Origin of the sequence: Pseudomonas sp. BNK-7, assembly GCF_048072025.1 — a bacterium.
GTDB classification, from domain to species: Bacteria; Pseudomonadota; Gammaproteobacteria; order Pseudomonadales; family Pseudomonadaceae; genus Aquipseudomonas; species Aquipseudomonas danubii.
This window is the reverse complement of the sequence record NZ_CP182252.1, coordinates 1,117,757-1,134,004: the sequence shown is the minus strand read 5'-3', so window position 1 is coordinate 1,134,004 and position 16,248 is coordinate 1,117,757. Positions and strand designations below refer to the sequence as shown.

The window sequence follows — 16,248 nt, the reverse complement described above, 5'->3', positions numbered from 1 at the left end:
ACAAGGAGCTTGTTCGATGAAAAAACTACTCGTCGCTTTCGCAGCCGTTGCCGCGTTCTCCGCGCACGCCGCCGAAACCCTGACCGTGGCCGCCACACCGGTGCCCCACGCCGAGATCCTGGAATTCGTCAAACCGGCCCTGGCCAAAGAAGGCGTGGACCTGAAGGTCAAGGTCTTCACCGACTACGTGCAGCCCAACGTGCAAGTGGCCGAAAAACGCCTGGACGCCAACTTCTTCCAGCACCAGCCATACCTGGATGAGTTCAACAAGGCCAAGGGCACCAAGCTGGTGAGCGTGGCCGGCGTGCACCTGGAACCCCTGGGCGCCTACTCCAGCAAATACAAGCAACTCTCCGAACTGCCAGGCGGCGCCACCGTGGTGATCCCCAACGACGCCACCAACGGCGGTCGCGCCCTGTTGCTGCTGGACAAGGCCGGCCTGATCAAGCTCAAGGATTCCAACAACATCCTGGCCACCATCAAGGACATCACCGAGAACTCCAAGGACCTGAAGTTCCGCGAACTGGAAGCCGCCACCATCCCCCGCGTGCTGACTCAGGTCGACCTGGCCCTGATCAACACCAACTACGCCCTGCAGGCCAAGCTGGACCCTTCCAAGGATGCCCTGGTGATCGAAGGCAAGGATTCGCCTTACGTGAACATCCTGGTCGCCCGTCCTGACGACAAGGACTCGGACGCCATGAAGAAACTGGTCGCCGCCCTGCACAGCCCAGAAGTGAAGCAATTCATTCTCGAGAAGTACAAAGGCGCCGTGCTGCCAGCGTTCTGATCGGTTGCAGAAATACAAACGGGGCGCCTTGGGGCGCCCCGTTTTGTTTGTAGCCGCTGCCGAAGGCTGCGATAAGGCGCGAAGCGCCTTCCGAGGGCCTCAAGCACGCGTCCTCTTCGAGGCCGATCGCAGCCTGCGGCAGCGGCTACAGGGTTCAGCGGTTCAGCGGTTCAGCGGTTCAGCGGTTCAGCGGTTCAGCGGTTCAAGCATGCCGCGTTATTGGCGCTGCAACATCACCGGCAACTGGGCCACCAGCTTCTGGTTGTTCAACGGTGCGCGGATAAAGCCACGCTGGTGACCGTCCGGACCGATCACCGCGAGGTTGCCGCTGTGGTCCACGGTGTAATTGGGCTTGCTGGTGTCCGCCGGAATGAAGGGAATGCTCACCGCGTTGGCCAGCTTCTGCAGGTCTTCCACCGAGGCGGCGGTCAGGCCCTTGAAGTCCTTGTCGAAATAGCCCAGGTACTGCTTGAGCTGTTGCGGCGTATCGCGGTTGGGGTCGACGCTGACCAGGATCACCTGCAGCTTGTCCACCGCCTCCTTGGGCAGCTCACTCTTGATCTGCCGCAGTTGGGCCAGGGTGGTGGGGCAGATGTCCGGGCAGAAGGTATAGCCGAAGAACAGCAGCGACCACTTGCCCTTCAACTCATCGATCACCACGGGCTGGCCGTCCTGGTCGAGCATCTTCACCGCAGGCAGGGTACGGCTCTGGGGCAGGAGGATGATGCCGGCGTCGATCAATGCGGTGGGATCGCCCTGACCCTTGCCGGACAGTACTTTGTTGACGGTCAGCCCCAGGATCAGGGCCACCAGCGCAACGAGAATAAAGACGGTTTTCTGAGTTCGAGTCATAGGTTCAACAATAGGTAGTGGTCTACGAGCAGGGCGATGAACAGCAGGAACAAGTAGTAAATAGAGTACTTGAAGGTGTTGATCGCCGCGTGCGGCCGAGTGCCACGGTACAGCACCCAGGCCCATTGCAGGAAGCGCCCGCCCAGAAGCAAAGCGCACACCAGGTACAGCACGCCGCTCATGTGGATGGCATAGGGCAGCAGGCTGACCGCCAGCAGGGCAAAGGTATAGAGCAGGATGTGCACCTTGGTGTAGTGCTCACCGTGGGTCACCGGCAGCATCGGGATATCGGCCTTGGCGTATTCCTCCTTGCGATGGATGGCCAGGGCCCAGAAGTGTGGCGGGGTCCAGGCGAAAATGATCAGCACCAGCAGCAGCGGCTCGGCGCTCAAGTGCCCGGTAGCAGCAACCCAGCCCAGCAGCGGCGGCGCCGCACCGGCCAGCCCGCCGATCACGATGTTCTGCGGCGTCGCGCGTTTCAGAAAGCCGGTGTAGACCACCGCGTAGCCCAGCAGGGACGCCAGGGTCAGCCAGGCCGTGAGCGGATTGGTGAACGCCAGCAGCAGCGCTTGCCCGGCCAACGCGAGGCACAGGGCGAACGCCAAGGCCGCCCGGGGTGAAACCCGGCCTTGGGCCAGGGGCCGTTTGTGGGTCCGGGCCATCAGCGCGTCGATGCGCCGGTCCACCACATGATTCACCGCCGCCGCGCCACCCGCACACAGGGCAATGCCCAGGTTGCCGAACACCAGCACCGTCCACGGCACCCCCGCGCGGGTGGCGAGGAACATGCCCACCAGGGAGGTGATCAGCATCAGCACCACCACCTTGGGTTTGGTCAGTTCCAGGTAATCGCGCCAGATGGCCTGGGGATGCTGACGTTCGCTGATCAGAGTCGCCATGGCATCTCTCCTTTGATGGTGATGGGACCCGCCATCTGTTTGCGCGGGCTCAGACGCCAGCCCAGGGGCAGGCGATCCCGGGCCTGCACCAGGCTGGTACGGGCGTGATAGTTGACCAGCACCAGGGTCAGCAGCAGCGCCGCGCCCCCGGCGTTATGCGCCACCGCCACCGGCAGCGGCAAATGGAACAGCACGTTGCTGATGCCCAGGCTGACCTGCGCCGCCAGCGCCACCAGCACCAGCCCGGCCAGACGGGTCATGCCGGTTTGCCGCAACTGCCAGGCCAGCCCCAGCAACACCAGGGTCACCAGCACCGCGCCGACCCGGTGGGTCATGTGGATGGCGGTGCGGGCGTCGCTGTCCAATTGTCCGCCCAGGTAGTTGGGGCCGATGTGCTGGGTCAGGTGAAAGCCGTTGGCAAAATCCATGTTCGGCCACCACTGGCCATGGCAGGTGGGCAGGTCGATGCAGGCCACGGCGGCGTAGTTGGAGCTGACCCAGCCGCCCAGGGCGATCTGCCCGATCACCAGCACCAGCCCGGCCGTTGCCCAGTGCTGCAGGCGTCGCGGCACAATCAGCGCCGGCAGCACGCCGGACAGGCGCAAGGTCAGCAGGAACAGCAGGCTCAAGGTGGCGAAGCCCCCCAGCAGGTGCGCGGTGACCACTTGCGGCCAGAGCTTGAGGGTGACCGTCCACATGCCGAAGGCCGCCTGGGCAAACACCACCACCATCAGGAACAGCGGCAGCTTCAGGGGCTGCCCGGGATGCCGGCGATGGGTCCAGGCCCGGGCCGCCAGCAGCACGATCAACAGCCCCAGGGTGCCGGCAAAATAGCGGTGGATCATCTCGTTCCAGCCCTTGTGGGCTTCCACCGGGGTGTCGGGAAAATGCCGTTCGGCATGGGCCAGTTGGGCTTCGCTGTTCGGCACGCTGATAAACCCGTAGCAGCCGGGCCAATCCGGGCAGCCCAGGCCCGCATGGGTCAGCCGGGTGTAGGCGCCCAGCAGCACCACGATCAGAGCCAGCAAAGTGGCAAACAACGCGAGGCGAAATCCAGGTTTGGCCATGACGATGCCCTTATCCGATGTTCGACAGTTTCAGCAGGTGCCGCAGGTCGTTGAGCAGGTCCTTGCCCTTGACCCGAGCGTCGTAGCGCAACACCAGATTGCTGTGGGGATCGACGATCCACAGCTGCGGCGCGTCCTTGTCGTTGACGCCTTTGGCATAGGTCGCCAGGTCCAGGGGGTAGCGTTGCAACTGCGGGTACTCGCGCTGCAGCCTGGCTTGGTATTCGGCGCTCAGCGGCTGGGCGCTGGCCAGGGCATGGCTGGCCCGCGAAGCATCACGGCCCAGGGCCACCTGGATCTGCCGCGCCAGGTACACCAGTTGCTGGCAATCGGCATCACACGCCTTGGGGGCCGTGACCAGGATCTGCCAGCGATCCTCCTCGGACTGCACGCCGATCTGCGCCCGGGTCTGGCCATTGCCGATCAGCTCACCGTGATAGCTGCGGCTTTCCGGCACCCAGAACTGCAGCTTGTACATGCCGGTGGCGAGGATCATCGGACCGATCACCATCAGCAGGATCAGGATCAGTTGCCAACGGCCGCGGCGCCGGTTGGGCACCTGGGCGTCAGAGATGTTGGGTGGATTCATGGCCGTTCCCATGGCGGTTCTCCCGTGCGTTGTGCCAGCCGAAATAGAGATAGAGGAGCAGCAGGGCCAGGGCCATGGCGAACCACTGCACGGCATAGCCCAGGTGTTTTTCCGGCCCCATGGCCACCACCGGCCAAGCCGTCAGGTAGGCGCCAACACCGGACTCCTGACGCACTTCATGCTTGAAGCCGCTGCGGCCAAGCTCGGCCCAGAGAGCCTCCGGGTTCACGGCGGTGATCAATCGTGGCCAGCGCGCAGCCGCCGGGTCGGCCTGCAGTTGGAACGCCGCGCCCGGAGAAACGTAGACCCAGGCATCCAGACTCAGGCTCTGTTCCGGGGTGCTGAATGCCGCAGGCGTGCGCCGATCGGGCCAGGGCAGCCAGCCACGATTGACCAGCAACCAGCGCCCGCTGGCCTGATCGAGGAAGGGTTGCAGCAGCTCGACCCCGACCTGGCCGTCGTGCAGGCGGTTGTCCAGGAGCAGGCTGTGATCGGCATCGAAATGACCGTGCAGGCGCACCCGGCGAAAGGCCGGGTCCTCGACCGCCAGCAACTCGAACAACGACACCGGCTCGGCCGCGCGGCGCTCGGCGTAGCTGGTCAGCAATTGGCGCTTCTGCTCGCCACGGCTCAGTTGCCAGAAGCCCAGGGAAACCAGCGCAGGCAGCAGCAACAGCACCACCAGGGTCGGCACGACTCCCGGCCGGAAGCCTTTCATGACCGGCCCGCAAGGCTGAGAAATCCACTCGCTATACTGCTGTACATCGCGTTTCCCCCGGAGTCCCACCATGCTCAAAGCAGCCATCGTCCTGATGCTGATTGCCACGGTTATCAGCCTGTTCAGCGGCCTGTTCTTTCTGGTCAAGGACGACAGCCAATCCAAACGCCTGGTGACCGCCTTGAGTATTCGGGTATGCCTGGCCGCGATCACCGTGGGCTTGATCGCCTGGGGGTTCTTCAGCGGCCAGCTGGTGTCCCACGCGCCCTGGTAGGGCGCAGCAGGCCCTCAGAGCACGTAGACAAAAACGAACAGGCCGATCCACACCACATCGACGAAGTGCCAGTACCAGCTGGCTGCTTCAAATCCGAACTGATGTTCGGCGTCGAAATGCCCACGCATGATGCGCATCAGCATCACGAACAGGATCAAGGTGCCGATGGTCACGTGGGCGCCGTGGAAACCGGTGAGCATGAAGAAGGTGGCGCCGTAGATCCCCGAGCCCAGAGTCAGGCCCAGCTCGCGATAGGCGTGGATGTACTCTTCGGCCTGGAAGCCGAGGAAGGCGCACCCCAGCAGCACGGTCAGCGCCAGCCAGATCTTCAGCGCTCCACGATGGCCTTTCTTCAGGGCATGGTGGGCGATGGTCACGGTGACACTGGAACTGACCAACAACACAGTGTTGAGCAGCGGCAAGCCCCAGGGGCTGATGGTGCCCGTGGGCGATGGAAAGAGTTTCGGATCGGGGTTGTTGAGCAGGGGCCAGACGAACTCGAAGTTCGGCCAGAGCATATGGGCGATGCCCTTGTTCCCCTCACCGCCGAGCCAGGGCCCGGACAGGTGTCGCACATAGAACAGCGCGCCGAAGAAGGCCAGGAAGAACATCACTTCGGAAAAGATGAACCAGCTCATGCCCCAGCGGAACGAGCGGTCCAGCTGAGCACTGTACAAGCCGGCGCGGCTTTCCTTGATCACCGCGCCAAACCAGCCGAACAGCATGTAGGCCAGCAGCAGGCTACCGACGAAAAAGATCAGCGGGCCATGGGATTCCGGGCGCGCCGCCTTGAGGTCGTTGAACCAGGTCGCCAGGCCGAACACGGTGACGAACATGCCCACCGTCGCAATGATCGGCCACTTGCTCTGGGCAGGAACGTAATAGTGCTCATGAGTCGCCATGGGTTGTTCTCCTTATCGGGCACGCCAGATCGTCTATCCACCGGTCTTGGCGGCAACCGCCACCGGTGGATGACGCGCGGTGATATCGAACAGCGTGTAAGCCAGCGTCAGGTGCTTCACATCCTTGGGCATGTCGCGGTCAACGATGAAACGCACCGGCATCTCGATCTTCTCCCCGGGCTGCAGCACCTGCTGGGTAAAGCAGAAGCACTCGGTCTTGTGGAAATACATGGCCGCGCTGCTGGGGGAGATGCTTGGGATGGCCTGGGCGCTCATCGGGTGATCGCTGGGGTTGCGGGCGATGAAGACCATCTCGTTCACCGCCCCCGGATGGACCACGATGTCATCGAACTTGGGATAGAACTCCCAGACCATGTCGATGGCATTGGTGGACAGGAACTGCACCCGCACCTGGCGCGAAGCGTCGATCTGCTGCCCCTGGTCCGCGTACTGCCCGCCGGTCTTGCCATTGATGCCCAAGGCCTTGCACATCACGTCGTAGATCGGCACCAGGGCAAAACCGAAAACGAACATCGCCGCCACCACCAGCAACAGGCGGGTCACCAGCTTCTTCAGCGAGATCTCGGCCATCTCAACGTCCTCCCGAACCTGTAGGAGCCGGCTTGCCGACGAACCGGGCACCAGGTTCTGACGCCTTCGCGAGCAAGCTCGCTCCTACAACACAGCTGTTCATTTCACTTCCGGTGGCGTGACGAAGGTGTGGTACGGCGCCGGCGATGGAATGCTCCACTCCAGCCCTTCGGCCCCTTCCCACGGCTTGGCCGGGGCCGGTTTGCCACCGCGAATGCACTTGATGACGATGAACAGGAAGAAGATCTGCGTCGCGCCGAAGGTGAAGGCACCGATAGAGGACACCATGTTGAAGTCGGCGAACTGCAGGTTGTAGTCCGGAATCCGCCGCGGCATGCCCGCCAGACCCACGAAGTGCATAGGGAAGAACGCCAGGTTCATGCCGACGAAGGACAGCCAGAAGTGCAGCTTGCCCAGGGTTTCGTCGTACATGTACCCGGTCCACTTGGGCAACCAGTAATAGGCCGAGGCGAAGATCCCGAAGATCGCCCCCGGCACCAGCACGTAGTGGAAGTGCGCCACCACGAAGTAGGTGTCCTGGTACTGGAAGTCCGCCGGGGCGATGGCCAGCATCAACCCGGAAAAGCCGCCAATGGTGAACAGAATGACAAAGGCCACGGCGAACAGCATCGGCGTCTCGAACGTCAGCGCGCCCTGCCACATGGTGCTCACCCAGTTGAACACCTTGACCCCGGTGGGCACGGCAATCAGCAGGGTGGCGTACATGAAGAACAGTTCGCCCACCAGCGGGATGCCCACCACGAACATGTGGTGCGCCCAGACGATGAACGACAGGAAGGCAATGGCTCCGGTGGCATAGACCATCGAGGTGTAGCCGAACAGCGGCTTGCGGCTGAAAGTGGGGATGATCGAGCTGACGGCGCCGAAGGCCGGCAGGATCATGATGTACACCTCGGGGTGGCCGAAGAACCAGAACACGTGCTGGAACAAGACCGGGTCGCCGCCGCCGGCGGCACTGAAGAAGCTGGTGCCGAAGTGGATGTCCATCAGCATCATGGTCACGCAGCCGGCCAGCACCGGCATCACTGCGATCAGCAGAAAGGCAGTGATCAGCCAGGTCCAGACGAACAGCGGCATCTTCATCAGGGTCATGCCCGGGGCACGCAGGTTGAGGATGGTGGCGATCACGTTGATCGCCCCCATGATCGAACTGATCCCCATCAGGTGGATGGCGAAAATGAAGAAGGTCACGCTCTCCGGGGCGTAGGTGGTGGACAGAGGGGCGTAGAAGGTCCAGCCGAAGTTGGGCCCGCCGCCGGGCATGAATAACGTCGAAACCAGCATCAGGAAGGCCGCCGGCAACAGCCAGAAGCTGAAGTTGTTCATCCGCGGCAGGGCCATGTCCGGGGCGCCGATCATCAGCGGAATCATCCAGTTGGCCAGGCCGACGAAAGCCGGCATCACCGCGCCGAAGACCATCACCAGGCCATGCATGGTGGTCATCTGGTTGAAGAACGCCGGCTCGACGATCTGCAGCCCGGGCTGGAACAGTTCGGCGCGGATCACCATGGCGAACGAGCCGCCGAGGAGGAACATGCTGAAGCTGAACCACAGGTACAGGGTGCCGATGTCCTTGTGGTTGGTGGTCAGTACCCAGCGCATCAGGCCCTTGGCGGGACCATGGGCGTGGTCATCATGGCCGGCGTGGCCGTGGTCATCGATCACTGCACTCATGCCCTGTCTCCTGCAAACGGGTGGGCTGGACGCTCAGGGACACTGCACCCCGAGCGGTTGCGGAAATACCCAATAAGCCGGCTCATTTGCTTTCCGCCTGTTTCAGCGCCAGCACTTCTTTTGGCGTGACCATGTCGCCCTTGTTGTTGCCCCAGGCGTTGCGCTCGTAGGTCACCACCGCAGCGATGTCGACTTCCGACAACTGCTTGCCGAAGGCCGCCATGGCAGTCCCCGGTTTGCCGTGAAGGACGATATTCAAGTGATCGCCCTTGGGCCCGGTGGCAATCTTCGAGCCCTTGAGGGCCGGGAACATCGGCGGCAGGCCCTGGCCTTCCGCCTGGTGACAGGCGACGCAAGCGGTGTGGTAGACCTTATCGCCACGGGCCACCAGCTCATCGAGGGTCCATTCCTTGCTGGTCAGCTCCTTGAGCTTGGCGGCCTCGGCCTTGCGCTCGCCCATCCAGGTGTCGTAGTCGGCCTGGCTCTTGACCTCGACCACGATCGGCATGAAGCCGTGGTCCTTGCCGCACAGCTCGGCGCACTGGCCACGGTAGATGCCGGGCTTGTCGACCCGGGTCCAGGCTTCGTTGACGAACCCCGGGATGGCGTCACGCTTGACCGCAAAGGCCGGCACCCACCAGGAGTGGATCACGTCGGCGGCGGTCACCAGGAAGCGCACCTTGGCCCCCACCGGCAGCACCAGGGGCTGGTCGACTTCCAGCAGGTAGTGCTCGCCCTTGACGCTCTTGTTGTGGATCTGCTCGGCGGGAGTGGCCAGGTTGCTGAAAAACTCCACATCCTGGCCGAGGTATTTGTAGTGCCACTTCCATTGGTAGCCAGTGATCTGGATGTCCACATCCGGCTCGCTGGTGTCGTACATCTTGATCAGGGTCGCCGTCGCCGGGACGGCCATGGCCACCAGGATCAGGAAGGGGATGATGGTCCAGAGGATTTCCACGGTGGTGCTTTCGTGGAACCGGGCCGGGACCTGGCCCGTGGAGCGACGGTGAACGATCATTGACCAGAACATCGCGCCGAAGACGATGACGCCGATCACCACACAGATCCAGAAGATGGTCATGTGCAGGTCGAATACCGCGTGGCTTATCTCGGTAGCCCCAGGCGTCATATTCACCGTCCAGGCGGCTTGCGCCTGGCTGAATATCGACAACAACAGGAGGCCCATCCAGACATGTGGATGTCGCATCATTGCGGGTTCCCCTTATCGTTCTTGTTATCCCGCCGGCTTAACACCTGCGGCAAGGGAGCGGCTGCCTAGACTACGAACTTAAACCGGCCGGGCCTCGCTGCATCTGCAGTCGGGCGTCATCAGCTAACTTCACACAATGGCGAGTATAGACAGCGACTCTGACCTCGCAACGCGAGGGCGTAAATCAGCTGAAACACTGGAAAGGAGGTTTGCAGGCCACGGCACAAAAGGGGTCGAGTGCCCGGGATGGCAGAGCGATATAACCCCGCCGTCTAAGCATGAAATAATTATGACAAATGCGTCTTAAGCATTTTCGTAAGCAGGCTAACTTATGTGCTCCCTATTCATGTCCTTGTCCCTGGAGTTTTCATGAACACCGCCGCATTGCGCGAGCAGATCCAACTGGCCCGGCAACACGAAGCCAGCACAGGCCTTCTGACCCGTCAGTTGGAAACGCAACTGCCTCACCTGCACCCTGCCATCCAACTGCCCGAAGTCGACGCCAAGGACGTCATGACCCGTTTCGTCAGCGCCTACATCGACCAGGTTCCGGACCTGCTGGACGCCGCCAATGCGGTGGCCCGTGAAGCCGGAATCGAATCGCAGATCAAGCCGGTACTGAAGATCGCCGAGCAATTCTTCCTCCAGCCGCCGGCCATCATGGACGGCCACGTCGGCCTCGACAGCCTGCTGGACGAAGCCTACCTGGCCCTGCGCCTGGTGGAAGAAGTCAACGATCTGTACATCAAGCACTTCGGCCGTCCACTGATCCCCCTGGACATGACGGTCGCCAACCTCATCGCCCACCAACTGATCGGCGAAACCTTCGCCAACCAACTGGACGAAGCGGTGCACCACGCGGTCGACGCCATGCTCAACGAAGAAAGCTTCGCCCTGGAATCCGTGGAAGCCTACCGCGACACACTCAACAGCCCGGACACCGAGGCCGCGTGGAAGCGCTGGCCCTGCCTGTCGCGCCAGTTGGGCGTGGAGCTAGAGCTCGACCAGCCCGCCGCCTGAACCCACTCCTCGCCAGCAAGGCTCGCAACGAGCCTTGTGGCGAAGGGGCAGCCCATTCCCTGCCATCAACTTCTTGCTGACGCCACTCCAATCCCACCACCACTGCTCAAGCGTCCTTCCAGGCGTCGCTTCAAGCCCCGCGCCTCAATCATCAACCGCGAACCCTTGGCCTGATTGGCCCGAGTCCATTCCTCCAGCAGCTCCAGGCAGGCGTGATCGATGTAACTGAGGTGGTTGAGAGGCACATGCACCGTTGTCGCCGGTGGAATGCTCGCCAGAACCCGAGTCAGGGCCGGCACTTTGAGAAAGGTCGCGGCCCCCATCAGTCGCAGCTCCATCTCGCCAGCGGCTGGAAGGTCGATCAGGCTGATCTTCAAGCGCGAGGCCTTGAACGCCAGCTTGGCCAGCGTCAGGGCAAAACCTATCAGCACACCGGTCAGCAGATCGCTGAAGACAATCGCCAGGGCCGTCACCGCGTAGGTCAACATCGGCATCCGCCCGTAGCGCCCCAGGCCGCGAAACACCTTGAGGTCCACCAGCTTGAAGCCGGTGTAGACCAGCACCCCGGCCAGGCTCGCCACCGGAATGCTCTGCAGCACGCTGGACAGCAGCAACACGAAACCCAGCAGCCACAGGCCATGGAAGATCGTCGAGAAACGGGTCTGGGCCCCGGCCTGGACGTTGGCCGAACTGCGCACGATGACCCCGGTCATCGGCAAGGCCCCAAGCAGGCCGCAGAGCATATTGCCCACGCCCTGGGCCGACAGTTCACGGTCGAAGTCCGAACGCACGCCGCTGTGCATGCGATCCACTGCAGCGGCAGACAGCAAGGTCTCGGCGCTGGCAATGAAAGCCACGGCGAAGGCCGCGATCAACAGGTTGGGGTCCGCCAGATTGAGCAGGTCGGCGGGGCGCAGCCAGTCGATGGCCTCACTCAGGTTGGCCGGCACCTCGACCCGCTTCACCTCCAGGGCCAGGACCAGGCTGGCCAGGGTCGCCAGGCCCACCCCCAGCAAAGCCCCCGGAATGAAGCGCAGCGATTGTGGCCGCCACTTGTCCCACCCCCACATCAGCGCGATGGTCGACAACCCCAGCAAGCCCGCCTGCCAACCCAGGCTCGGCAAGGCCTGGGCCAGCGCCTGAGGGAAACCGACAAGGTTAGCCAGCCCCGAGGCCTGGGGCGCGGCATCAAGCATCACATGCACCTGGGACAGCACGATCAACACACCTATGCCCGCCAGCATGCCGTAGACCACCGCCGGCGCCGTGACCCGGAACCAGCACCCCAGGCGCAGACGCCCGGCCAGCAATTGCAGCAGCCCGGCCAACAGCAGGATCGGCCCGAGCATGGCCACACCGTGCTGGCGCACCAGTTCGAACACCAGCACCGCCAGCCCGGCAGCCGGACCGCTGACCTGCAAGGGCGAGCCCGCCAGCCAGCCCACCACCAGCCCGCCGATGATCCCGGTGATCAGGCCCTTGGCTGGCGGCAGGCCCGAGGCAATGGCGATCCCCATGCACAGGGGCAGGGCCACCAGAAACACCACCACCGAAGCCAGCAGCTCCCGTGGCAGGACACTTTTCAACTGTGCTGCACGCATGACAGTTCTCCTGACTTTTGTTCAGGCGTGGCAAAGCCGGACCGCCAAACGGCGGCCCTGGCTACAACCACTCAGGTGTATTTAGGCGGGATTAGAAGCGCGCTTTGGGCGTCGCCACGGGGATCGGATGAGTGCCATCGAGCGGCAGGAAACAGCCCTTGTCCGCGTCGTAGGCCTTGATCGAACTGGTCTCGATGTCGTAGACCCAGCCATGGATGAACAATTGGCCGTTGGCCATGCGCGAAGCCACCGAAGGGTGGGTGCGCAGATGCTGCAACTGGGCGATGACGTTCTCCTCGGTCAGCACATGCATGCTGGAGGATTCATCGGCGCAATCGCAGTTCTCGTGGACCATGGTCCGCGCCACTTCGGCGTGCCGCAGCCAGGCCTTGACCGTAGGCATTTTCTCCAGGCTTTGCGGATTGAGCACCGCCCGCATGGCGCCGCAGTCCGAGTGCCCGCAGACGATGATGTGGTGCACCCCAAGGGCCAGCACCGCGTATTCGATCGCCGTGGAAACACCCCCGTTCATCTGCCCATAGGGCGGCACCACGTTGCCCACGTTGCGGGTCACGAACAGGTCGCCGGGAGAGCTCTGGGTAATGAGTTCGGGAACGATGCGCGAATCCGCGCACGCAATGAACATCGCCCTTGGCCGCTGGGCGGTGGCGAGTTTCTTGAACAGCTCTTCCTGCTGCGGGAAGACTTCATGATGAAAATGCAAAAAGCCGTCAACGATATGCTGCAGCGCTGCATCGGCGGTTTCGGCAACCTCGGTGGGTGCGGGAGCCGACGCAGCCAACGGCTGTTTATCCTTGTCACTCATGATTCAGCCTCTCTGTCGGATTTGGTGAATTTTCCAGAATTATCCGGCACGACGCCAGTAATCGATTAAAAAATAACCGGGGCGCCGACCGCGACCCGTCGGTCACTTGATGGGCAAGGTAGCGCTAAAAACTTAACTCAAACTGAATGGAACGCTCTAGAACGCCACTATTGGCGATGTCAAAAGGTGACCAGCGGACCTCCGTCAGCAACATCCGCTAGGCAACCATAGGCCAATGCTTCTCACAGCAACGACATCTGCCCCCCCGGCGGACAGAAGGCCGAGCAATCAAGATCGAAGCCCGCGCGCCGATCGAGCCCCAGGCGCTTGAGCGCCTTGGCGAAACGCTGGGCCAACAGGTCGGCGAAGGGTCCCTCACCGCGCATGCGGCTGCCGAAACGGCTGTCGTAGAGCTCACCACCCCGGCTCTGGCGGATCAGGCTGAGCACATGGGCGGCCCGCTGCGGGTAATGCGCCGCCAGCCACTCCTCGAACAGCGGCGCCACCTCCAGGGGCAGGCGCAGCATCATGTAGGCCGCGCTCTGCGCCCCGGCGGCATGGGCCTCGCTGAGCAGGCTTTCCAGCTCGCTGTCGTTGATCATCGGGATCATCGGCGAACACAGCACCCCCACCGGAACGCCCGCTTCACGCATCACCCGGATCGCCCGCAAACGCGCCTTGGGCGCCGCCGCGCGGGGTTCGAGAATGCGCTTCAACTCATCGTCCAGGGTGGTCAGGCTGATCATCACCGCCACCAACCGCTGCCGGGCCAGCTCGACCAGCAGGTCCAGGTCCCTCAGGATCAGCGAGCCCTTGGTGACGATGGTCACCGGATGCCGATAGCGCAGCAGCACTTCCAGGGTGCGTCGGGTCAGTTGCTGCTCACGCTCGATGGGCTGGTAGGGGTCGGTATTGGACCCCAGGTTGATCGGGGCACAGCGATAGCCGGGCTTGGACAGTTGCTGCTCCAGCAGCGCGGCGGTGTTGCTCTTGGCGATCAGCTTGGTTTCAAAATCCAGCCCCGGGGACATATCCCAATAGGCATGGCTGGGCCGCGCGTAGCAATAGATGCAGCCGTGCTCACAGCCGCGATAGGGGTTGATCGAGCGATCGAAGGGCAGGTCAGGCGAGGTGTTGCGGGTAATGATGGATTTCGCCGTTTCAAAACGCACCTCGGTGCCCTGGGTCAGCGGCACTTCCTGGTACCAGCCGTCGTCCTCGGCCACCGAACGATTGGGCGCGAAACGATTGTGCGGATTGCTCGCGGTACCGCGACCACGGGGAGGCAGGGGGGTGAACATGGGAGCGCTCCATTACTGTATGCATACACAGTAATGGAGCCGGATTTATCTGACCAGCACCGCCGGACCGAAACCCACCCCCTGCAAGTGAACGCTCCCCAGCGCACACAGGCCGCACCTTCGCCGGCAAGCCGGCTCCTACAGGTTTGTGCCGTTGGGGTATAAGGCAGGCTCAAAGAACAGGAGCGCAAACATGCCCAGGACACCTGGCAGGCTGGAAAAGATCTTCTACGCAGCGGATGCCTACCTCCCCAGCTACGAACAAGGCGCCGACCTGATCATCGTCAGGGCGCCCGATGGCCAGCTCTGGGGCGTGGCCTGCGAATTCGAGCTGTGCACCCAGGACATCGAAAAGGCCGCGGTGAACAACCAGCAACCTTTCGATGAAGCGGACCCGAAGTTCGCCGCGGTGCGCTGGAGCGCCCACCACAATGGCATCGGCCTGCTCCCCGCAAGCTGGGAAGACCTGATGAACGCCGGACTGGCGGACTGCATCGCCGGCTATCAACTGGAAAGCCGCTTGGGCATCCAGCGCTTTACCCAGGACTGAACAGCCACCGCCGGACCGACGCCCGCAGCGGGCGCCGGCCTCGACGCTAGCGACCAGTGAACGGCCCCAAATCATCGTTGGACGTGCTCTGCAGGTCGCCATTGCGCAACGCCGCCACGTCCCCGGCCTTCACCGCCGACGCCTGGTTGCCCCAGCTGCCGCGGATGAAGTTGACCACATCGGCCACCTCCTGGTCCGACAGGCGCCAGGCGAAAGGCGGCATGGTGAAGGTCGACGGCGCGCTGTGGGTGGCCGGCAAGGTGCCGCCCTTGAGCACGATGTGAATCAGCGAGGTGGCATCCGCCGATTGCAGCACCGGATTGCCCGCCAGCGCCGGGAACACCCGGGTGTAGCCCTGGCCGTCGGTGCGATGGCAGGCTGCGCAGTTGTCGATGTACACCGCCGCACCGGGCTGGCTGTCGTCACCTTTCCACAAAGCCTCAGCCACCTGCTGGTCATACGAGTGCGGCTGATCCTTGGGATCATTGGCCGGCAGCGACTTGAGGTAGCGGGCAATCGCCGTCAGGTCGGCCTCGCTCATGTACTGCATGCTGTGCACCACCACATCGCTCATGCCGCCAAACACCGCGCTGCGATCGCTGCGGCCGGTCTTGAGGAACTGCACCAACTGCTCTTCGCTCCAACTGCCCAGGCCATCCTTGTGGTCACCGCGCAGGCTCTTGGCGATCCAGCCCTCCAGCGGCGCACTGCCGGACAGGAAAGCACTGCCGTCGCTGGCGCTCAGGGCCTTCTCCTGCATGGTCAGGGCCCGGGGCGTGTGGCAGGCACCACAGTGGCCCAGGCCCTCCACCAGATAGGCACCGCGGCTGATCACCGGATCGCTGCCGGTCGCGAGCGCCGGGGTCTCCACGCTCGGGGCGAACATCCAGCGCCAGATCGACAGCGGCCAGCGCATGCTCAGGGGCCAGGGAATGTCGCTGTCCTGGTTGTCCCTGGCCACCGGTGCCACGCCCTTCATGAAGTAGGCGTAGAGCGCCTGCATGTCGGCGTCGCTGACCCGGGCATAGGACGGGAAGGGCATGGCCGGGTACAGGGTACTGCCGCCCTTGGCCACGCCATGGCGCACGGCCTGGTCGAAGTCCTCGAAGCTGTAGTCGCCGATGCCGGTCTTGTCCGGGGTGATGTTGGTGGAATAGATCACCCCGATGGGGGTTTCCATCGCTAGCCCGCCGGCGAACGGCTGGCCGTCCTTGGCGGTGTGGCAGGCCACGCAGTCACCGGCACGGGCCAGGTACTCGCCCTGCTGCACCAGGGCCTGCTGATCCGCTTCGGCGGCGCTGACCGAGGCGCTGCCCAGCAGCGCCAGGGTGGCGATAACGAGTGCTTTCATGGTCATCGCTCC

General features: G+C 63.3%; 17 protein-coding genes. 4 read left to right on the top strand and 13 right to left on the bottom strand.

What is annotated here, in order from left to right; genetic code table 11:
• Positions 1 to 16 precede the first annotated feature (16 nt).
• Positions 17 to 790 carry a MetQ/NlpA family ABC transporter substrate-binding protein gene (locus ACMGF8_RS05365; protein WP_102862484.1) on the top strand — a complete coding sequence of 258 codons (774 nt, stop codon included), beginning with the start codon at positions 17 to 19 and terminating at the stop codon, positions 788 to 790.
• Between the two features lie 216 nt (positions 791 to 1,006).
• Here the strand turns inward: ACMGF8_RS05365 and ACMGF8_RS05360 are convergent, their stop codons facing one another.
• Genes ACMGF8_RS05360 through ACMGF8_RS05340 form a run of 5 tightly spaced genes read right to left on the bottom strand, consistent with a single transcriptional unit; the run spans position 1,007 to position 4,915 of the window.
• Entirely contained in the window at positions 1,007 to 1,642 is a 636-nt protein-coding gene (locus ACMGF8_RS05360; protein WP_102862483.1) for an SCO family protein, read from the bottom strand.
• Positions 1,639 to 2,541 carry a heme o synthase gene (cyoE, locus tag ACMGF8_RS05355; protein ID WP_102862482.1) on the bottom strand — a complete coding sequence of 301 codons (903 nt, stop codon included), beginning with the start codon at positions 2,539 to 2,541 and terminating at the stop codon, positions 1,639 to 1,641. Before cyoE ends, ACMGF8_RS05360 begins: the two co-directional genes overlap by 4 nt.
• Positions 2,529 to 3,608: a COX15/CtaA family protein gene (locus ACMGF8_RS05350; protein ID WP_416758920.1), complete on the bottom strand. Its 1,080-nt coding sequence runs from the start codon at positions 3,606 to 3,608 to the stop codon at positions 2,529 to 2,531. Before ACMGF8_RS05350 ends, cyoE begins: the two co-directional genes overlap by 13 nt.
• Positions 3,609 to 3,618: 10 nt before the next feature.
• Positions 3,619 to 4,209, bottom strand: a complete 591-nt coding sequence (locus ACMGF8_RS05345; RefSeq protein WP_102862539.1) for a hypothetical protein — start codon at positions 4,207 to 4,209, stop codon at positions 3,619 to 3,621.
• Entirely contained in the window at positions 4,175 to 4,915 is a 741-nt protein-coding gene (locus ACMGF8_RS05340) for an SURF1 family protein (RefSeq protein ID WP_416758918.1), read from the bottom strand. The genes ACMGF8_RS05345 and ACMGF8_RS05340 overlap by 35 nt, the downstream gene beginning before the upstream one ends.
• A gap of 70 nt (positions 4,916 to 4,985) precedes the next feature.
• Here ACMGF8_RS05340 and ACMGF8_RS05335 point away from each other — a divergent pair, with 70 nt between their 5' ends.
• Positions 4,986 to 5,189 carry a twin transmembrane helix small protein gene (locus ACMGF8_RS05335; protein ID WP_016967712.1) on the top strand — a complete coding sequence of 68 codons (204 nt, stop codon included), beginning with the start codon at positions 4,986 to 4,988 and terminating at the stop codon, positions 5,187 to 5,189.
• Positions 5,190 to 5,203: 14 nt separating this feature from the next.
• Here the strand turns inward: ACMGF8_RS05335 and ACMGF8_RS05330 are convergent, their stop codons facing one another.
• The 4 genes from ACMGF8_RS05330 to coxB all read right to left on the bottom strand — a co-directional run bounded on the left by ACMGF8_RS05330 (position 5,204) and on the right by coxB (position 9,587).
• Positions 5,204 to 6,091 carry a cytochrome c oxidase subunit 3 gene (locus ACMGF8_RS05330; RefSeq protein WP_102862479.1) on the bottom strand — a complete coding sequence of 296 codons (888 nt, stop codon included), beginning with the start codon at positions 6,089 to 6,091 and terminating at the stop codon, positions 5,204 to 5,206.
• Positions 6,092 to 6,124: 33 nt separating this feature from the next.
• Entirely contained in the window at positions 6,125 to 6,682 is a 558-nt protein-coding gene (locus ACMGF8_RS05325) for a cytochrome c oxidase assembly protein (protein WP_207166839.1), read from the bottom strand.
• Between the two features lie 99 nt (positions 6,683 to 6,781).
• Positions 6,782 to 8,377 (bottom strand): cytochrome c oxidase subunit I, encoded by a 1,596-nt coding sequence (ctaD, locus tag ACMGF8_RS05320; RefSeq protein WP_102862477.1) that lies wholly within the window; start codon positions 8,375 to 8,377, stop codon positions 6,782 to 6,784.
• A gap of 82 nt (positions 8,378 to 8,459) precedes the next feature.
• On the bottom strand, positions 8,460 to 9,587 hold the full coding sequence (gene coxB / locus ACMGF8_RS05315; protein ID WP_102862476.1) for a cytochrome c oxidase subunit II: 1,128 nt from the start codon (positions 9,585 to 9,587) through the stop codon (positions 8,460 to 8,462).
• Between the two features lie 369 nt (positions 9,588 to 9,956).
• Between coxB and ACMGF8_RS05310 the strand changes: the two genes are divergently transcribed.
• A complete protein-coding gene (locus tag ACMGF8_RS05310) occupies positions 9,957 to 10,607 on the top strand; it encodes a hypothetical protein (RefSeq protein WP_102862475.1) in 651 nt (216 codons plus the stop codon).
• A 65-nt stretch (positions 10,608 to 10,672) separates the two neighbouring features.
• Here the strand turns inward: ACMGF8_RS05310 and ACMGF8_RS05305 are convergent, their stop codons facing one another.
• The 3 genes from ACMGF8_RS05305 to ACMGF8_RS05295 all read right to left on the bottom strand — a co-directional run bounded on the left by ACMGF8_RS05305 (position 10,673) and on the right by ACMGF8_RS05295 (position 14,335).
• On the bottom strand, positions 10,673 to 12,208 hold the full coding sequence (locus ACMGF8_RS05305; protein WP_110652528.1) for a SulP family inorganic anion transporter: 1,536 nt from the start codon (positions 12,206 to 12,208) through the stop codon (positions 10,673 to 10,675).
• A 91-nt stretch (positions 12,209 to 12,299) separates the two neighbouring features.
• Positions 12,300 to 13,034 carry a carbonic anhydrase gene (locus ACMGF8_RS05300; RefSeq protein ID WP_102862473.1) on the bottom strand — a complete coding sequence of 245 codons (735 nt, stop codon included), beginning with the start codon at positions 13,032 to 13,034 and terminating at the stop codon, positions 12,300 to 12,302.
• Between the two features lie 242 nt (positions 13,035 to 13,276).
• Positions 13,277 to 14,335, bottom strand: a complete 1,059-nt coding sequence (locus ACMGF8_RS05295) for a PA0069 family radical SAM protein (protein WP_110594127.1) — start codon at positions 14,333 to 14,335, stop codon at positions 13,277 to 13,279.
• 193 nt (positions 14,336 to 14,528) lie between these two features.
• Here ACMGF8_RS05295 and ACMGF8_RS05290 point away from each other — a divergent pair, with 193 nt between their 5' ends.
• The gene (locus ACMGF8_RS05290) at positions 14,529 to 14,885 is read left to right on the top strand and encodes a hypothetical protein (protein WP_102862471.1); all 357 of its coding nucleotides are present in this window, start codon (positions 14,529 to 14,531) and stop codon (positions 14,883 to 14,885) included.
• Between the two features lie 46 nt (positions 14,886 to 14,931).
• Here the strand turns inward: ACMGF8_RS05290 and ACMGF8_RS05285 are convergent, their stop codons facing one another.
• Positions 14,932 to 16,236, bottom strand: a complete 1,305-nt coding sequence (locus ACMGF8_RS05285) for a c-type cytochrome (RefSeq protein ID WP_102862470.1) — start codon at positions 16,234 to 16,236, stop codon at positions 14,932 to 14,934.
• Positions 16,237 to 16,248 lie beyond the last annotated feature (12 nt).

Coding starts and splice junctions, on each gene's coding strand:
- ACMGF8_RS05350 (WP_416758920.1), bottom strand. CDS start 3,608: ATGGCCAAACCTGGATTTCGCCTCGCGTTGTTTGCCACTTTGCTGGCT.
- coxB (WP_102862476.1), bottom strand. CDS start 9,587: ATGATGCGACATCCACATGTCTGGATGGGCCTCCTGTTGTTGTCGATA.
- ctaD (WP_102862477.1), bottom strand. CDS start 8,377: ATGAGTGCAGTGATCGATGACCACGGCCACGCCGGCCATGATGACCAC.
- cyoE (WP_102862482.1), bottom strand. CDS start 2,541: ATGGCGACTCTGATCAGCGAACGTCAGCATCCCCAGGCCATCTGGCGC.
- ACMGF8_RS05345 (WP_102862539.1), bottom strand. CDS start 4,209: ATGGGAACGGCCATGAATCCACCCAACATCTCTGACGCCCAGGTGCCC.
- ACMGF8_RS05335 (WP_016967712.1), top strand. CDS start 4,986: ATGCTCAAAGCAGCCATCGTCCTGATGCTGATTGCCACGGTTATCAGC.
- ACMGF8_RS05290 (WP_102862471.1), top strand. CDS start 14,529: ATGCCCAGGACACCTGGCAGGCTGGAAAAGATCTTCTACGCAGCGGAT.
- ACMGF8_RS05300 (WP_102862473.1), bottom strand. CDS start 13,034: ATGAGTGACAAGGATAAACAGCCGTTGGCTGCGTCGGCTCCCGCACCC.
- ACMGF8_RS05310 (WP_102862475.1), top strand. CDS start 9,957: ATGAACACCGCCGCATTGCGCGAGCAGATCCAACTGGCCCGGCAACAC.
- ACMGF8_RS05360 (WP_102862483.1), bottom strand. CDS start 1,642: ATGACTCGAACTCAGAAAACCGTCTTTATTCTCGTTGCGCTGGTGGCC.
- ACMGF8_RS05285 (WP_102862470.1), bottom strand. CDS start 16,236: ATGAAAGCACTCGTTATCGCCACCCTGGCGCTGCTGGGCAGCGCCTCG.
- ACMGF8_RS05325 (WP_207166839.1), bottom strand. CDS start 6,682: ATGGCCGAGATCTCGCTGAAGAAGCTGGTGACCCGCCTGTTGCTGGTG.
- ACMGF8_RS05340 (WP_416758918.1), bottom strand. CDS start 4,915: ATGAAAGGCTTCCGGCCGGGAGTCGTGCCGACCCTGGTGGTGCTGTTG.
- ACMGF8_RS05295 (WP_110594127.1), bottom strand. CDS start 14,335: ATGTTCACCCCCCTGCCTCCCCGTGGTCGCGGTACCGCGAGCAATCCG.
- ACMGF8_RS05305 (WP_110652528.1), bottom strand. CDS start 12,208: ATGCGTGCAGCACAGTTGAAAAGTGTCCTGCCACGGGAGCTGCTGGCT.
- ACMGF8_RS05330 (WP_102862479.1), bottom strand. CDS start 6,091: ATGGCGACTCATGAGCACTATTACGTTCCTGCCCAGAGCAAGTGGCCG.
- ACMGF8_RS05365 (WP_102862484.1), top strand. CDS start 17: ATGAAAAAACTACTCGTCGCTTTCGCAGCCGTTGCCGCGTTCTCCGCG.